The following is a 16,995-nucleotide window of genomic DNA, read 5'->3' as shown; positions in this document are numbered from 1 at the left end:
TAAGCCGTAAATAATATACAATACAAAAAATTTTTTAAGAGAAAAAACTAATGAGTAAACTTAAATGTGCAGTTATTGGAACCGGTTATCTGGGTAAGTTTCATGCCGAGAAATACGCTTCACTGCCTGATTGTGAATTAGTCGCTGTCGTTGATATTAATCAGCAGGCGGCTAAAGATGTTGCCGAAAAACATGGCGCTGAAGCCTTAACAGATTACCAGTCTCTATTAGGTAAAGTCGATGCAGTCAGTATCGTCGTGCCAACAACTTTGCACCATCAGGTTTCTAAAGATTTTTTAAACGCTGGGGCACATGTTTTAGTAGAAAAACCAGTGACTGTTACAGTTGAAGAAGCAGATGAACTTATTGCGATTGCTAAGCAGAAAAATCTTGTTTTACAGGTAGGACATTTAGAACGTTTTAACGCCGCAGTGATGGGTTTAGGTGTCTTGGAAGATAAACCTTTGTTTATAGAATCTCATCGCTTATCACCTTTTAATCCTCGTGCTAATGATGTTAGTGTCGTTCTGGATTTAATGATTCATGATATAGATATTATTCTAGCCATTGTTGATTCAGAAGTAGATCATATCGAAGCCAGCGGTACGGCAGTATTGACAAAAGGAACAGATATTGCCAATGCGCGTTTAACGTTTAAAAATGGTTGTGTGGCTAATGTCACGGCCAGTCGTATAAGTATGAAGATGGAACGTAAAATGCGTATGTTTCGTCCAAATTCATATATTTCTATTGATTTTCAAAATCGTGTTTTAACCAAGCATTTTGCCGGTGACAAAGAAATGTTTCCTGGTATACCTGAAATTGAAACTGAAAAATCTGTTTTTGAAAATGGGGATGCTTTGTTAGAGGAAATCAAGCATTTTGTTAACTGTATTCAAACGGGAACGACGCCTGATGTTTCTGGTGAAGCAGGCCGGCGTGCGTTGGCAACAGCCATTGAGATTACTAAGTTGCTTCAATAGAACAAGGCCTTAGGACGGATTTGAGTCCGTTTGTTATGCAGTTACAAAACATTTAATAGTGAAAGGTGATAAATATGATCCCAATGGTAAACCTGAAAGCGCAGTATGCGGAAATAAAAGAGGAAGTTGAGCAGGGCCTGGCAAAAACAATAGAAAATTGTTCTTTTATTTTAGGCCCAAATGTACAAGGCTTTGAAAAAGAAGCGGCTGAGTATTTAGGTGTTAAACATGCCATTGGTGTAGCTTCTGGTACCGATGCTTTGCATTTGGCTTTACTGGCTGAAGGGATTGGTGAGGGTGATGAAGTTATTACCAGTGCTTTTACTTTTATCGCTACCGCTGAAGCCATTTGTTATGTTGGCGCAAAGCCGGTTTTTGTTGATGTTGATCCTAAAACATTCAATATCACTGCAGAAGCAATTGAAGCCGCTATCACGGATAAAACTACAGCGGTTATGCCGGTACATTTGTTTGGTCAACCTGTCGATATGACTGCGATTAAAGCGGTATGCGATAAGCATAAGCTCAAATTAGTAGAGGATTGCGCGCAGTCTTTTGGCGCATCTGTAGCGGGTAAACAAACTGGTAGTATTGGTGATTCTGCAGGATTTAGCTTTTTCCCAAGCAAAAATTTAGGTGCTTTTGGTGATGGTGGTTTAGTGACGACTAACTCTGATGCAACCGCTGCTAAAGTTAAACAATTACGTAATCATGGATCTGATGTGCGTTATTATCATGATGTGATTGGTTTTAATAGCCGTCTTGATGATATGCAAGCGGTTGTGTTACGTGCCAAGTTAAAGCATATCGATCGTTATAATGACAGCCGTCGTCATGCGGCGCATTTGTATTCGGAGTTAATGGCTGATTTACCATTAGAAACTCCGTATGAGGATGGCGCGGGCGTACATGTTTATCATCAATATACTTTACTGGCAGATCGACGTGATGAGATTCTAGCGGCTTTACAAGCAAAACAAATAGGCTGTGCGGTATATTATCCTGTGCCATTGCACCAGCAAAATGTCTTTAAAGAAGATTGTACTGGCGTTAGCTTGCCAGTAACTGAAGCGATTGCAGCACGTTGTCTGTCTTTACCGATTTGTTCTGAATTGAGTGATGCAACAGTTAAAGAGATTGTTGCTGTCATTCGCAGTGTGTATGCCGAATAAATATTTTGTAGCCAGAGTTAGTATATTAAGAAAGCGCGATATTTAAGCTAATTATTATCGGTAAAATCCATATCTTGTCGGTTTCAACTTTATTGCCTGGCAATCGAGGATTTAAAACGACCTACCTTAAGTGTTATATGAACAAATCCCTAATTTACGCATTAGATTTTGATGGTGTTATCTGTGATAGTGCCGTAGAGACAGCAATTACCGGCTGGAAAGCAGCCACCCATATGTGGCCTGATATGGTGGGCACTATTCCGACTGAAGCACATATAGAACAATTTCGTAGTTTACGTCCACAATTGGAAACAGGCTATGAAGCCATTGTTTTAATGCGCCTGTTACAACAAGGTGAGTCTGTTGCCAATATTAAAGCAAATATGGGCCAATTTATTGACCATTTAGGGGAGGATGTCGCTTTATTAAAAACCTTGTTTGGCCAAACACGCGATCAGTGGATAGAACATGCAAGAGATGAATGGATTATTATGAATCCTTTGTTTGAGGGTATTTCCGATAAATTACAGCAATTGCAGGGGCAACCCTGGTATATCGTCACGACCAAACAAGAGCGTTTTGTCAAACAAATTTTAGCGGCTAATCAAGTTTCTATGCCTGATGATATTTATGGTTTGGATAGAAAGATGAGTAAAACTGAAGTTTTGCAAGAGCTCGTGCTTAAACATGCTGATGCAAAGCTATGTTTTATTGAAGATCGTTTGCCTACTTTACTGACTATTGCGGATAACAAATCTTTATCTTCTGTTGAATTGCAGTTAGTGGACTGGGGCTATAATACTGAGCAAGACCGCAATCAAGCCAAAGAATCAGGCTTTCAAGTTATTTCGTTGCCTGAGTTTTTAGCTTAAAGATAATTTATTGAAGCGTCCTCCGGTTCGCGCTATATGATTTATGGCATAATGACCGGTAAACGATATGGCTAAGGAGATAAGGTGATGAGCGAAGCTTATACTGATACAGAAGTAACAAACAGGTTAACTGAAGAATTGCCGCACTGGGTTTATGAAAAAGGCTGGATTCGGCGCAAAATTAAGACCAGCGGCTGGAAAGCGAGCTTAATGGTGGTTAATACGGTGGGTCATTTAGCCGAAAAAGCTTGGCATCACCCCGATTTAACCGTGTCGTATGCATTTGTGATTGTTAAACTTGTTACGCATTCAGCAAAAGGCATTACCGAAAAAGATTTTGCTTTAGCGAAAAAAATTGAAGAAGTAGTCATGTGGGATGCCGCAGAAACATCACAGGGTATTTTTGAAGGTACGCCTGATGATCCACGCTTTAAATATATTAAAAAAGATACATAGAGGAACAGCGAGTGATTGAAATAACTGAAGTACCCAGTCCTTTTTGTGGTATTGGAACGGATGATCTGACGGTTCAAATCGACGGATTGGCTGTAAAAGTTAGTGCCAATGGTTGTACAGTGAACACACCTGCGTTTGAACAAACGATTACCGATACCAGTGCGCGCGTGGACGGTAAGAAAGTTAGTCTGGATATCGCTGTTGCGAAAGCAGCTGAATTATTGCGCGGGAGTAATCAGCCTGTTATCGGTGGTTGTGCAACCGATGTCAATGGCATGCGTGGCGTTATGGCGGTGGCTGATAAGGCTGGGGCTGTGGTCGATAATTTGAATTTTACCGCAGCGCGACGTAATTTTCTGGCTTTGCAAGATACCGGCTGGATGAATACCACTTTAGCGGAAATAAAAAACCGTTGTGATTTATTGTTGATTGTTGGTGTTGATTTAGAAGGTTTTGCCCCACGATTTTTTGAACGTTATTTATGGAATAAAGAATCCATGTTTTTGGCTGATACCAGCCAGCGCAATGTTGTGTATTTAGGTCGAGCACCCTCGGGCAATGCTTCGACCTCTCCCGCAGGTATTAAAGCAAAAGTGCTACAATGTGCTGATGCAGATTTACCTGAAGTGATGGCGGTTTTACGTGCTTTAGTGAAAAGTAAAAAGATTGTAGCTGAGTCGGTGTGTGGTATTGCTGTAAGTGATTTACAGCAAGTGGCAGAGCAGTTAAAAGCCGCTAAATACGGTGTCGTGACTTGGGCGGCAGGAGCTTTAGACTATGATCAAGCGGAATTGACCGTACAAATGCTCTCGGAAATGGTGAAAGATATTAATACCATGAATACGCGTTGTTCTGGTTTTCCATTGGGCGGTAAAGAAGGCGATCAAACGGCTAACCAAGTGTGTGGCTGGACCTCGGCTTATCCTGCTAGAGCGCGATTTTCCAGTGGTTTTCCCGAGTATGACCCTTTTCTATATGATAGTAATGCGATGTTAGCCAATGGTGAAGCCGATGTTTTGGTGTGGGTACAGGCCTTTAATAGCACTTCTTTACCACCCGCAACAGAGTTACCAATAATTGTTGTGGGGCGTTCAGGCATGACTTTCGCTAAAGAACCCGCTATTTTTATTCCCGTGGGTACACCGGGTATAGATCATGCCGGACATGCGTATCGTTTAGATAATGTGGTCGCCATTCGTCTTAAAAAATTACGTGATTCAGGCTTGCCTAGTACGGCAGATGTTTTGAATGCAATTGAACACGCTTTGTAGGAAAGAATAATCATGTTGATAAAATTAACAGGCGGAACTGTTTATGATCCTGCCAGTGGTATTGATGGTCAGGTGCAGACGCTCTATGTTCAGGATGGTCGCTTTGTAAAGCAACCGGCAGCGGATATAAAGATTGATAAAGAATATGATCTGAAAGGTAAAGTGGTGATGTCTGGCGCGATTGATATGCATACGCATATCGGTGGCGGTAAGGGAAATATTGCGCGTATGTTAATTCCTGAAGATCACCGTAAAGATCCGGTTTATCGTTCTGATATTACGCGTTCAGGCTGTGGTCATGCGATGCCCAGCACTTTCGCAACCGGTTACCGTTATGCAGAAATGGGATATACCGCCGGTTTTGAGCCGGCTGTATTACCTGTTAATGCCCGTCAAGCGCATATGGAAATGGGTGATATTCCTATTTTAGATAAAGGCGGTTATGTTCTGATGGGCAGTGATGATTATTTGCTGCGCATGCTCACTGCTAAAAAAGATCAAAAAGCCATTAACGATTATGTGGCATGGACGATGAATGCGGCTAAAGCCATAGGCGTAAAAGTGGTGAACCCCGGTGGTATTAACGCGTTTAAATTTAACCAGCGTAAATTAGAATTAGATGAGCAAAATGCGCATTACGGCGTCAGCCCGCGTGATATTTTGAAGGTTTTAGCTACCGCAGTTAAAGAACTTGGCGTTAAACACCCTTTACATGTACATGGCTGTAATCTAGGTGTACCGGGTAATATGAAAACTACCTTAGATACTATTCAAGGTATTGGTGGTTTACCCATGCATTTAACGCATATTCAATTTCATAGTTACGGCACTGAAGGTGATTTTAAATTTTCTTCAGGCGGCGCGGCGATTGCAGAATCGATAAATAAAAATAAAAATATCACTGCGGATGTTGGTCAGATTTTATTTGGTCAGACGATTACCGCCTCAGGTGATAGTATGCGTCAACATGCGAATCATGGTTTTGCCAGCCCGAATAAATGGGTGTGTATGGACATTGAGTGTGATGCTGGTTGTGGTGTGGTGCCATTTAAATATCGCGACCAAAACTTTGTCAATGCACTGCAATGGGCGATTGGCTTAGAAATTTTCTTGTTAGTTGATGATCCGTGGCGCGTATTTTTAACCACTGATCATCCAAATGGCGCACCGTTTACCACGTATCCGCATTTGATTCGTTTGTTGATGGATAAAAGTTTCCGTAATGATATGTTAGCAACCATTCATCCTGAAGCGCAAAAAATGACTACTTTAGCTTCTATTGATCGTGAATACAGTTTGCAAGAAATCGCTATTCTGACTCGAGCTGGTGCGGCTAAACTAATCGGTTTAGATGACCGTGGTAGTTTAGGCGAGGGCGCTTGGGCTGATATTACTGTTTACACTGATAATATTGATCGCGAAAAGATGTTTGAAAAACCGGACTATGTATTCAAGGATGGTGAATTAGTGGTCGTTGACGGTAAAGTCGTACATACCAAATGGGGCACTACGCATATTGTTCGTCCTGACTGGGATATTTCTGTCGAGCAAGATTTACAAAAATATTTTGATCGCTTTATGACGATGAAGGTCGGTAACTTCAAAATCAGTGATGATGAAATTACGGAAGATGGGCGAGGCAGTTTGACGACACATACGTTAAATTCTATTTCATGATGACTGCATTAATACTATAAAGTGAGTTCAAGATTATGATTATTAATGGTGTAAGCATTGATGCAACCTTCGCTGAAGCGTTTCCAATGAAAGCGACACGCGCAATTATTACTGCGCAAAATGAAAAGTGGGCGATGATTTCAGCGCAAGCGATGACGGGATTTGCCACCTCAGTGATTGCTTGTGGGTGTGAGGCGGGTATTGAGCGTATTCTAAATCCTTCAGAAACACCAGATGGGCGTCCCGGTGTGTCGATATTGATTTTTGCTATGGGTGGAAAAGGTTTAGCCAAGCAATTAGAAACGCGTGCAGGGCAGTGTGTCTTAACGTCTCCAACATCAGCATTATTTGCTGGAATTGATGAAGGTGAGCAAATTCCACTGGGTAAAAATCTACGTTATTTCGGCGATGGCTTTCAGACCTCAAAAAAAATTGATGGCAAACGGTATTGGCGCGTGCCTGTCATGGATGGTGAATTTTTAACTGAGGCAACCACAGGACGAGTGAATGCAGTTGGAGGAGGTAACTTTTTAGTTTTAGCTGAATCCCAGCATCAAGCGCTTGCCGCGTGTGAAGCAGCGATTATCGAGATGAAGAAAATGCCTAATGTCATTATGCCGTTTCCTGGAGGTGTAGTGCGCTCAGGTTCTAAAGTAGGTTCGAAATATCCTGCTTTAGGCGCATCAACTAATGATGCTTTCTGCCCTACATTAAAAGGTATCACTGCAACGGATCTTTCTCCGGAAATTGAATCGGTAATGGAAATCGTTATTGATGGCTTAACTAAAGAAGATATTGATAATGCGATGCGTGTGGGGATTCAAGCGGTCTGTGATTTAGGTGCAAAAAATGGTATTAAACGTATTAGTGCAGGAAATTACGGTGGTAAATTAGGGCCGTTCCATTTTCATTTACAGGAGATTATGGCATGAGTGCTTTAACTTTTACGGTTAAACAAGAAACCGCACAACGTGTAGATATGTCACCTCTGGTGTGCCAGTTATTAACAAATAAAAGCGTAGCTGAAATTGCTGGTATTGAACTGCAAAATGGTAAACGTAAAATTCGTGCCGATGCGTTATTTGAAATTACGGGTTCAGATACCCAAAATATTATCATTAAAAACAGCTTTGCCAAATTAGATTTTATCGCCAAAGAATTGCAGGATGGTAATATGACTGTCGAGGGTGACGCGGGTGCTTATTTGGCAATAGGAATGAAATCAGGTGCTGTCACTGTTAATGGTGATGCTGGTTTATATGCAGCGTGTGAAATGAAAAATGGCTTATTAACCATAAATGGCAATGCCGGTGATTTCTTAGGCGCGGCTTTACCTGGTAATAAGCAGGGTATGAAAGGGGGCACGGTTATTGTTAAAGGTAATGTAGGGCAACGAGCCGGTGATCATATGCGCCGTGGCACGATGTTGATTGAAGGCAATGCAGGTGATTATTGTGCTTCACGTATGATTGCTGGAACCATTGCCGTCATGGGGTCTACCGGGCGGTTTTTAGGTTATGCAATGCAGCGTGGTACGCTATTACTATGGCAACATCCAACACTATCTGCGACCTTCAATGATTGTGGTTCGCATACGCTGGCATTTTTACCTATCATGTTTAAGTCCTTCGCTAAATTAGACTCCAGGTTTGCTGATCCGACTCAGGCGTTTGATAGAGTACAGCGTTTTGGTGGTGATATGGCTGAAAAAGGCCGTGCTGAAGTTTTAGTTAAGCTTTAATTCCGTTTTTTATCGATTTTTTTTTAGGTTTTAATGTATTGACAGCAGAAATTAACAATCTAGTACAAACTCGAATTCCAACTGAGCATGGAGAGTTTGTATTGCATTATTTTAGTAATACCATCGATGATAAAGAACATGTTGCGTTGGTGTTTGGTGACGTCGCCCATAAAATGGAGGTCCCTGTGCGTATTCATTCGGAGTGTTTTACCGGTGATGTGTTAGGTTCCAGGCGTTGTGATTGTGGAGATCAACTGGATAAAGCTCTACAATTAATCAGTGAACATGGCTTTGGTGTGTTGATCTATCTTCGTCAGGAAGGAAGGGGTATTGGTTTACTCAAAAAGTTACAAGCCTATAATTTGCAAGATGAAGGAATGGATACGGTGGATGCTAATATTCATTTGGGTCACAGGCCTGATGAACGTGAATATACAATAGCGGCATTGATGCTGGAAGACTTGCAAATAGATTCAATTCAGCTGATTACTAATAATCCGAATAAGATAGAACAATTGCAGGCACTTGGCGTTAAAGTTGAGGGTCGTATTGCAATTGAAATCGAATCAAATTGTGATAATCACGCTTATTTGCAAACAAAAGCACATAAAATGGATCATTTTTTGACTAAAACGAAAAAATAAATGAGTTTGATGTCGTTGTGAGATAACAGTGCGTGTTGTATTTATCGCTAAATATTTCACCAAATACATCGGCAAGAGTATAATGCATACCTTTTACTGCCACATAACAGGGCAGTTGTTAGTAATACAAGCTAGAACCCACGCAGTCTATGACGCAGAAATTATTTATTTTGACGACAGGTTGTCAAATGAACGAGTACGATTCGGATAAGATGGCCGACGTACTCAAAGCTTCTCACGCAATGGAATTAACAGAAACGCCTGAGGAAGCCGATGTTTTACTTTTAAATACATGTTCAATTCGAGAAAAAGCACAAGAGAAAGTTTTTTCTTTATTGGGTCGTTGGCGAAAAATTAAAGAAAAGCGTCCTGATGTTATTATCGGGGTCGGTGGTTGTGTGGCAAGCCAGGAGGGCGAAGCGATACAAAAAAGAGCGCCTTATGTAGATATCGTTTTTGGTCCGCAAACCTTACATCGATTACCTGAATTATTAAATAAATCTCGCAGTGGCGTTAAGCGGGTTGTTGATATATCTTTTCCTGAAATTGAAAAATTTGATGCTTTGCCCGAGCCCCGAGCTGAGGGCCCTAAGGCATTTGTTTCAGTGATGGAAGGCTGTAGCAAGTATTGTACGTTTTGTGTTGTACCCTACACACGTGGCGAGGAAATTAGCCGCCCAGTGCAAAGTGTGCTAGATGAAATTAGTACTCTGGCTGAGCAGGGTGTGCGTGAAGTCAATTTACTCGGGCAAAACGTTAATGCCTATCGTGGTGTAATGGATGATGGCGATATTGCAGATTTTGCCTTATTACTACACTTTGTCGCTGCCATTGACGGTATTGACCGTATTCGTTTTACCACCTCACACCCTATTGAATTTACTGATGAATTAGTGGATGCTTTTGCTTCAATTCCTGAACTGGTCAACCATCTTCATTTGCCTGTACAGAGTGGTAGCGATAGTATTTTATCGATGATGAAACGAGGGCATACGCGTGCTGATTATTTAGCAACCATGGAAAAAGTTAAAGCAGTACGTCCTGGTATCAGTCTATCTTCTGATTTTATTATTGGTTTTCCTGGTGAAACGGATGCAGATTTTGCCGATACCATGGATTTAATTGAACAAGTTGGTTTCGATTTTTCTTATAGCTTTATTTATAGCTCCCGACCAGGTACACCTGCTGCGGATCTGCCAGATGACACCTCTGAAGAAACAAAAAAGCAACGGCTTAAATCATTGCAAACGCGTTTAGATGAAATGACTATGTCTATATCAGCATCAATGGTTGATACAGTACAGTCAGTATTGGTTGAAGGTGTGTCGAAGAAAAATCAACTTCAGGTCACAGGTCGGACTGAAAACAATCGAGTAGTAAATTTTATCGGTCACCCTCGTTTGGCAGGACAGTTTGTGGATGTGCTGATTACGGAAGCTTTACCTAATTCATTACGTGGCAGACTAGTAGAATCTTCTCTAGATAAAATCGTACAGCAGGCATAATGAGTGAGTAGAGAAACATTAGAATTAACATTAGAGCCTGTCGATAATAAACGCTTAGCTAATCTGTGTGGACAATTTAATGCACATTTACATCAAATAGAACGTCGTTTGAATGTAGAAATTGCCAATCGTGGCAATCAATTTAAAATTACCGGCCTCGTACAGGCGACTAAAGCAACTCAAGCGATATTGCAAATATTGTTTAGTGATGCTGCAAATGAAGAAATTACTCCCGAACAAATTCATCTCTCCATGCAGCAGGCAAGTATTGAAGATATAGTACAGGAACCCCCTCAGGAAGATGGGCCGTCAGAAGTGATGATCAAAACCAAGCGCGGTGTTTTAAAAGGGCGTGGTGCAAATCAGCGGGACTATCTGAAAAAAATAATGTCTTATGATATTAATTTTGGGGTTGGACCAGCGGGAACAGGAAAAACTTATTTAGCTGTGGCTTGTGCTGTAGAAGCATTACAATCAGAACAAGTACGACGTATAGTGCTGGTTAGGCCTGCCGTTGAGGCAGGCGAGAAATTGGGTTTTTTGCCTGGAGATATGGCACAAAAAGTCGATCCCTATTTAAGGCCGCTGTATGATGCCCTCTATGAAATGTTAGGTTTTGAACGGGCAGAGAAACTTATTGAGCGCAAAGTTATCGAGGTGGCGCCTTTGGCATTCATGCGCGGACGTACTTTAAATGATTCGTTTATCATTTTAGATGAAGCTCAAAATACCACTAATGAGCAGATCAAAATGTTTTTAACCCGTGTCGGGTTTGGTTCGACAACTGTTATTACTGGGGATATTACCCAGATTGATTTACCCAACGATAAAATGTCAGGCCTTAAGCATGTTTTAAAGGTACTCAAGGATGTCGATGGCATTAGCTTCACATTTTTTAGTGCTAAAGATGTAGTGCGACACCCTTTGGTGCAACGTATTGTATTGGCCTATGAAAGTTATGAACGCGAGCAAGGGTGATGGTGATTCGTGATTTAGAAGTACAACGAATTATTGATTCATCCCTTTTGCCCAGTGATGAAGAGTTGCAGTTTTGGGTAGAAAAAGCACTTGTCGATTATCAGCAAGATACTGAAATTCTTATCCGTATAGTTGATACACACGAGATAACAGACCTGAATGAACAATATCGACATAAACAAGGACCTACAAATATTTTAAGCTTCCCGTTTGAAGTGCCAGAAGGTATTGAAGGAATTAACCTGTTAGGTGACTTAGTTGTTTGTGCTGAAGTTTTGCAGCAGGAAGCAATAATGCAAAATAAAACTTTAAAAGATCACTGGGCTCATATAATTATCCATGGTATTTTACATCTTATTGGTTTTGATCATGGTAATGAAGCAGAAGCTCTTGAGATGGAAGCAAAGGAAGTTGACTTGTTACACCAATTAAATATTGATAATCCTTATCAGGAGAAAGAAATAAATGGCTGACGAGGTCGCGGAGAGTAATAAATCTTCGCAAAAAAGCTGGATGGGACGCATTGGGCAAATCATTGGAGGAGAACCTCAGGATAGAGAGGACTTGCTGGAAATTTTAAGAGAAGCTGAAGAAAAGCATCTTTTAGATAAATATGCTTTGAAGATGTTAGAAGGGGTATTGCAAGTCTCAGAGCAAAGAGCACGAGATGTTATGGTGCCGCGCAAGAAAATGATCGTGTTAAAAAAAGATGCGTCATTAGAAGATGTTTATCCTGTCGTTATCGAATACGGACATTCCCGGTTTCCAGTTATTAGCGAGGATAAAAGTGAAGTCGTCGGAATTTTATTAGCCAAAGATTTGCTAGCGCATGCTTTAGATAGAAAAGATATCAAAGTTGAAGAATTGATGCGCACAGCAACAGTTGTGCCGGAAAGTAAAAGATTAAATATTCTGTTACAAGAGTTTCGTTCTAAACGTAGTCATATGGCGATTGTAGTAGATGAATATGGTGCAGTAGCCGGTGTAGTCACCATTGAAGATGTGTTAGAGCAAATTGTCGGTGAGATTGAAGATGAACATGACTATGCCGATGAAGAATACATTACAAAACGTACTGATAGCGAATATATTGTACAAGCACTCACACCGCTAGCGGATTTTAATGCTTACTTCTCAACTGATTTTGATACTGAAGAATTTGATACTATCGGTGGTTTTATTGTAGGACGTTTAGAACACATGCCTAAAAAAGGTGAAAAAGTGGAACAAGATAGATTTCGCTTTGAGGTGCTAAGAGCTGATGGCAGGCGTGTGCATTTGCTAAAATTGAAAATAAAAGGTAAAAAGAAAAATCAACTCAATTCTAAAGTTTAATTCTAGTACTCAAGCGGCTTTTCGCACTTAAAGTGTGCAAAAATACAATATCAGGTGTTTGGTCGATTAGGATTTTCCGTAGGCGATGGTCGATTTTATTCATTACGTCCTTAACCTGGTGATATTGGTTAAGTCAACGTTATATACAAAGAAACTTTTGCACAAGTAAGTAAATCAGGAAAGCCCAGGATTGGGAACACCTTTACATAAACTCAGGCTGTTAAGTTGTTTGCACATTATGTCACGTGCCTATTATTTCTCTAGCTTTCGATCTCTTTAGCTCTAGCAATTTTACAATAACAAAATTTTAACCATCATCAACGGCGGCCTTACTTGTCCAGCCCGTTTTTTGCTAAGAATTTTTCCAATTAATTTTCTATTAATTTCCTGCCAATAAGTTAAGTGATGTCATCTCATTCTTCTAAAGCTTGATGATGTGGTATTAATGCATATGAAGCTAATTTGAGATAGGTTTTTCCAGACTATCATCTGTTTCTTATTGGAAGTTTTGATATACTTTTATTTAATCAAATTATGCTGAATACTTCGTGCAAAGGTCACATAATGTCTTTCATCAGGGCTTAGGCGTTAATAACTACATTTGTAGCCCCTGAATATCTGTTGTGTGACACCAGAGTTTTGATTCAATTCAACACCGTGTATTGCGACCAGTTACTTTCTGAGCTAGCGCTCTTATTATACTAATTCAGGTCTGTTGAATGTGACGAGATTTTTAATGAATAAAAACAAACTAATTGATACTTCTAATTTACGGGGTGATTTTTTCGGTGGATTAACCGCCGGAGTTGTCGCTCTACCACTCGCTCTGGCCTTTGGCGTACAGTCGGGTATGGGGGCAATAGCGGGTATGTACGGAGCCATTGCGCTGGGGGTCTTCGCCGCCTGGTTTGGTGGTACCAATACTCAAATCAGTGGACCCACTGGACCCATGACCGTAGTTTCGGCTGTAGTTATTGCTACTGAAATTGAATTGCATGGCAGTCTGGATGCCGCATTAGGCACGATCATTGCTATTTTTCTGTTGGCAGGGTTATTACAAATTCTACTCGGTGTTTTAAAAGTAGGGCAGTATATCCGTTATATGCCATACCCCGTCGTTTCAGGATTTATGAGTGGTATCGGTGTTATTATCATCGTTTTACAGATTTTTCCTTTTCTAGGACAGTCTTCCCCGAAAAAGATATTAGATATTTTTGCTGAATTACCCAGCGTCTTGCCCTTTGCGAATATAGAGGCGATTGTACTGGCATTGGCGACTATTGCTACGATTTTTCTTTTTCCTCTGGTGACCAGGTTGATTCCAAGTGCCCTGGTTGCTTTACTCGTTTTGACTGCTGTTTCTACTTTTATGGGACTGGATGTGGCCATTATTGGTGATATTCCAGATGGTTTACCTGCTTTACATCTGGATAGTCTAGATCATATAGATTTTAGAGATCCAATGTTGATTCTTATTCCCGGGCTGACCTTAGCTGCATTAGGCACCATTGATTCCTTATTAACCTCTATTGTTGCTGACAATATGACTAAAACCCAGCATAACAGTAATAAAGAACTGATTGGGCAAGGTCTGGGTAATATAGCAGCTGCAGTTATTGGTGGAATTCCTGGCGCTGGCGCAACAATGCGAACAGTAGTGAATATTAACTCGGGTGGAAAGACCAGGCTATCAGGCGTTATACACGGTCTCGCCTTATTATTTGTACTCATCGGAGCCGGAGCCTATGCTAGATTGATTCCATTGCCCGTTTTAGCTGGCATTTTAATTACGGTAGGCATAGGTATTATTGATTACAAAGGCTTGAAGCATATACTGCATGTACCTAAATCAGATGCTGCGGTGATGCTGATAGTGTTGATTATGACTGTGTTTGTTGACTTATTGCAGGCTGTTGCAGTCGGAATGGTATTGGCCTCAGTGCTGTTTATGAAAAAAATGAGTGATATTGTTGAAGAACAATCTGCTAATAATTCAGCTGAGGAGTTGGCTCGTGAAGCAGCCTGGATGGATGAAACTGAGTTAAATGATGAAATGCTGAAAAAAGTTTATATCAAGCATTTTGATGGTCCTATTTTCTTTGGTTTTGCCTCCAGGTTCCAGGAAATAAGCCGCGCTTTTCCCGAAGTGGATGTGGTTATTATGCGTATGAGAAATGTACCTTATATAGATCAGTCTGGTATGTATGCCATTGAAGATGCGGTAATGGCTTTACTGGAAAAAAATGTTCTGGTGCTAATGACAGGTATACAAGAACAGCCTAGGGATATGTTGAAACGGATTGGTATTGTTCCAGGTATGATTGCCGAACAGCACTTGTATAAAGATTTTAATAGCTGCGTAGAAGACTTAAAGTCAGGCGAAGTGTTTAAAGATGTACAGGAAAAAAAAGATTACGCCTGGACGCATATATTGAGTTAATTATCACTGGAAACAAATGAGCCAGTTTTCAGGCAAGAGATTTTAGGAAGGAAGAACATGCCCAGACAAAAAAGCCCCCTCTCACTGCTTGAATGGGGGCTTTTGTATTTAATCCTCGCGCCTAAAAATAAAGCGGAAAATTAAATTTTACCATCTAAACCCATCTGGAAATATTTATGGGTGATTTTGTCCTGATTGTCTAATAACCAATCGATGCTCGGCTCGTTGTTCATTGCTTTTTTAATGGCAAGAGCTGTAGCTTTACGATGAATATCAAAAAGAATTTGATGATCCAGATTGTCATCAGTCGCAACACTAGGGTTTAACCACACTGAACAAATAATACCCAGGTCATTCGCTTTTTCTTTAGGTATATCGCCTGCACGAACGGCATCTAAAACTCCATTAGCAATCGCAGCCTGTACAGTACCCATTAGAATATTGGTGTAACGGCTGTTATTAACAGTTACTTTACTGACCATTAGCGTAACAGGACGTACCTGAATATCCGTGTTTAAAATAGCGAATACTTTAGAGTGACCTTTTGCCTGGTCGCCAGTTAATGTTGCTAATGCTGTACCGACTGGTCCATCTAATTCACCGATAACAATTTCAGGTTCTGCTGCTGTACCTGGTGGGCCGCCTGCAACTAATGCTTCGCCGGTACGTAATACGATTCTATCGCTCATATTTCTCTCCAAAAACTTAAATAAATATTTTTCTAACCCAGTAGAATAACATTTTTTTAAGATTAATTTTAGCTTTTATGTCCAGACTTACAGTAAAAAACCATGATCGTGATGTCGCAGGTTACCGCTATATTTACCCTGTTATCTCCAGGCGTTCAGGTGGTTTGTCGATAGGCATTAACTTTAATACAAATAATGCCTGTAATTGGCGCTGTGTGTATTGTCAGGTACCTGACTTAAGCATAGGGGCGGCACCGCAGCTGGATTTTGAATTATTAGCGACAGAGTTAGCCGATTTTTTACAGGATGTGTTGCATGGGAATTTTTATCAACGATTTGAAATAGAGCCGGTAAGACAAATGATTAAAGATGTTGCTATTTCCGGTAACGGTGAACCCACTAGTGTGCATAATTTTGCCAAAGCAATTGCCTTAATTACACAGATTGTCGAACGGGCAAATATCCCTGATCCATTTCAATATGTTTTGATTACTAATGGCAGCTTGATTCATAAGGCGGATGTGCAGGCAGGCTTGAGGTTGTTTAATCAATACAACGGACAGCTTTGGTATAAATTAGATAGCGCCACAGATTTTGGCCGTGAACAAGTAAATCATGCAGGCTTAAGTTCACATAAACAGCTGGAAAATTTAATAAGTTCAGCCAAACTCTGTGCTACATGGATTCAGACTTGTGTGCTTGGTTTTGCTTCAGCAAAAGGGAATGTTGGATTGTTAGAAGAGCAAGAGCAAGACGCGTATTTAGTCCTTTTAACTCAGGCCATTCAACAAGTACCGTTACAAGGTGTCATGCTCTATAGTTTGGCTAGACTCTCATTACAGCCTGAAGCAGATAGAATTACCACCGCCAATCTGGAACAATTAAATGATTTTGCTGAGCGTATACGTAAACTGGGCTTAAGTGTGAAAGTTTCTTTGTAAATTTTGTAGCTTGATAGTCTGCTAAGCTTTAGTCTCTCAAATAAAAATGAAGAAACGAGTAAGTCTACTCTGTATAACCAGACTAAAAGGCAATAATCAGCGCCTAAAAAGGGTTTAATTGACCCCGTCGTTTGCATTTTTTGTTGCCCCTTTCTTGCGGTATCGATCAAAAACAGAGCATTAGAAAAATAAACGAAAATTTCCAGCCTAGATTGACTTAAATGCTTATATTAACCGCAAAAAACATAGTAAAATAAAATGTTGAGTTTCATATTATCATCAAGTTATTTT

The 16,995-nt window shown here is 40.5% G+C and carries 16 protein-coding genes; 15 read left to right on the top strand and 1 reads right to left on the bottom strand.

Going from position 1 to position 16,995, the window contains the following annotated elements; all coding sequences use genetic code 11:
* Positions 1 to 50: 50 nt before the first annotated feature.
* The 14 genes from AU255_RS17095 (at position 51) to AU255_RS17030 (ending at position 15,074) form a co-directional block, all read left to right on the top strand.
* Positions 51 to 983 carry a Gfo/Idh/MocA family protein gene (locus AU255_RS17095; RefSeq protein ID WP_080524098.1) on the top strand — a complete coding sequence of 311 codons (933 nt, stop codon included), beginning with the start codon at positions 51 to 53 and terminating at the stop codon, positions 981 to 983.
* A 74-nt stretch (positions 984 to 1,057) separates the two neighbouring features.
* Entirely contained in the window at positions 1,058 to 2,155 is a 1,098-nt protein-coding gene (locus AU255_RS17090) for a DegT/DnrJ/EryC1/StrS family aminotransferase (protein WP_080524097.1), read from the top strand.
* A gap of 137 nt (positions 2,156 to 2,292) precedes the next feature.
* Positions 2,293 to 3,027 (top strand): HAD family hydrolase, encoded by a 735-nt coding sequence (locus AU255_RS17085; protein ID WP_080524096.1) that lies wholly within the window; start codon positions 2,293 to 2,295, stop codon positions 3,025 to 3,027.
* An 87-nt stretch (positions 3,028 to 3,114) separates the two neighbouring features.
* Positions 3,115 to 3,483, top strand: coding sequence for a 4a-hydroxytetrahydrobiopterin dehydratase (locus AU255_RS17080; protein ID WP_080524095.1), 369 nt, complete (start codon positions 3,115 to 3,117; stop codon positions 3,481 to 3,483).
* An 11-nt stretch (positions 3,484 to 3,494) separates the two neighbouring features.
* Positions 3,495 to 4,754, top strand: a complete 1,260-nt coding sequence (locus tag AU255_RS17075; RefSeq protein ID WP_080524094.1) for a formylmethanofuran dehydrogenase subunit B — start codon at positions 3,495 to 3,497, stop codon at positions 4,752 to 4,754.
* A 12-nt stretch (positions 4,755 to 4,766) separates the two neighbouring features.
* Positions 4,767 to 6,431 (top strand): formylmethanofuran dehydrogenase subunit A, encoded by a 1,665-nt coding sequence (locus AU255_RS17070; protein ID WP_080524093.1) that lies wholly within the window; start codon positions 4,767 to 4,769, stop codon positions 6,429 to 6,431.
* 35 nt (positions 6,432 to 6,466) lie between these two features.
* Positions 6,467 to 7,363: a formylmethanofuran--tetrahydromethanopterin N-formyltransferase gene (fhcD, locus tag AU255_RS17065; RefSeq protein ID WP_080524092.1), complete on the top strand. Its 897-nt coding sequence runs from the start codon at positions 6,467 to 6,469 to the stop codon at positions 7,361 to 7,363.
* On the top strand, positions 7,360 to 8,172 hold the full coding sequence (locus tag AU255_RS17060) for a formylmethanofuran dehydrogenase subunit C (RefSeq protein WP_080524091.1): 813 nt from the start codon (positions 7,360 to 7,362) through the stop codon (positions 8,170 to 8,172). Before fhcD ends, AU255_RS17060 begins: the two co-directional genes overlap by 4 nt.
* A 38-nt stretch (positions 8,173 to 8,210) precedes the next feature.
* Complete coding sequence (gene ribA, locus AU255_RS17055; RefSeq protein WP_080524090.1) at positions 8,211 to 8,816, top strand: GTP cyclohydrolase II; 606 nt, start codon at positions 8,211 to 8,213, stop codon at positions 8,814 to 8,816.
* A 149-nt stretch (positions 8,817 to 8,965) separates the two neighbouring features.
* On the top strand, positions 8,966 to 10,321 hold the full coding sequence (gene miaB, locus AU255_RS17050; RefSeq protein ID WP_080524089.1) for a tRNA (N6-isopentenyl adenosine(37)-C2)-methylthiotransferase MiaB: 1,356 nt from the start codon (positions 8,966 to 8,968) through the stop codon (positions 10,319 to 10,321).
* A 3-nt stretch (positions 10,322 to 10,324) separates the two neighbouring features.
* Complete coding sequence (locus tag AU255_RS17045; RefSeq protein ID WP_080524088.1) at positions 10,325 to 11,299, top strand: PhoH family protein; 975 nt, start codon at positions 10,325 to 10,327, stop codon at positions 11,297 to 11,299.
* A gap of 5 nt (positions 11,300 to 11,304) precedes the next feature.
* On the top strand, positions 11,305 to 11,772 hold the full coding sequence (gene ybeY / locus AU255_RS17040; protein WP_143736015.1) for an rRNA maturation RNase YbeY: 468 nt from the start codon (positions 11,305 to 11,307) through the stop codon (positions 11,770 to 11,772).
* A complete protein-coding gene (locus AU255_RS17035) occupies positions 11,765 to 12,634 on the top strand; it encodes an HlyC/CorC family transporter (RefSeq protein WP_080524086.1) in 870 nt (289 codons plus the stop codon). The genes ybeY and AU255_RS17035 overlap by 8 nt, the downstream gene beginning before the upstream one ends.
* Before the next feature lie 736 nt (positions 12,635 to 13,370).
* Positions 13,371 to 15,074: a SulP family inorganic anion transporter gene (locus AU255_RS17030; RefSeq protein ID WP_080524085.1), complete on the top strand. Its 1,704-nt coding sequence runs from the start codon at positions 13,371 to 13,373 to the stop codon at positions 15,072 to 15,074.
* Positions 15,075 to 15,214: 140 nt separating this feature from the next.
* Here the strand turns inward: AU255_RS17030 and fae are convergent, their stop codons facing one another.
* Positions 15,215 to 15,763 carry a formaldehyde-activating enzyme gene (gene fae, locus AU255_RS17025; RefSeq protein WP_080524084.1) on the bottom strand — a complete coding sequence of 183 codons (549 nt, stop codon included), beginning with the start codon at positions 15,761 to 15,763 and terminating at the stop codon, positions 15,215 to 15,217.
* 77 nt (positions 15,764 to 15,840) lie between these two features.
* Between fae and AU255_RS17020 the strand changes: the two genes are divergently transcribed.
* Positions 15,841 to 16,704, top strand: a complete 864-nt coding sequence (locus tag AU255_RS17020) for a radical SAM protein (protein WP_080524083.1) — start codon at positions 15,841 to 15,843, stop codon at positions 16,702 to 16,704.
* The last annotated feature ends 291 nt before the right edge of the window (positions 16,705 to 16,995 follow it).

The sequence above is a fragment of the Methyloprofundus sedimenti genome (assembly GCF_002072955.1).
Taxonomy (GTDB): Bacteria; Pseudomonadota; Gammaproteobacteria; order Methylococcales; family Methylomonadaceae; genus Methyloprofundus; species Methyloprofundus sedimenti.
Note: the sequence above shows the minus strand (reverse complement) of the source record. Positions and strands in the feature narration are given on the sequence as shown.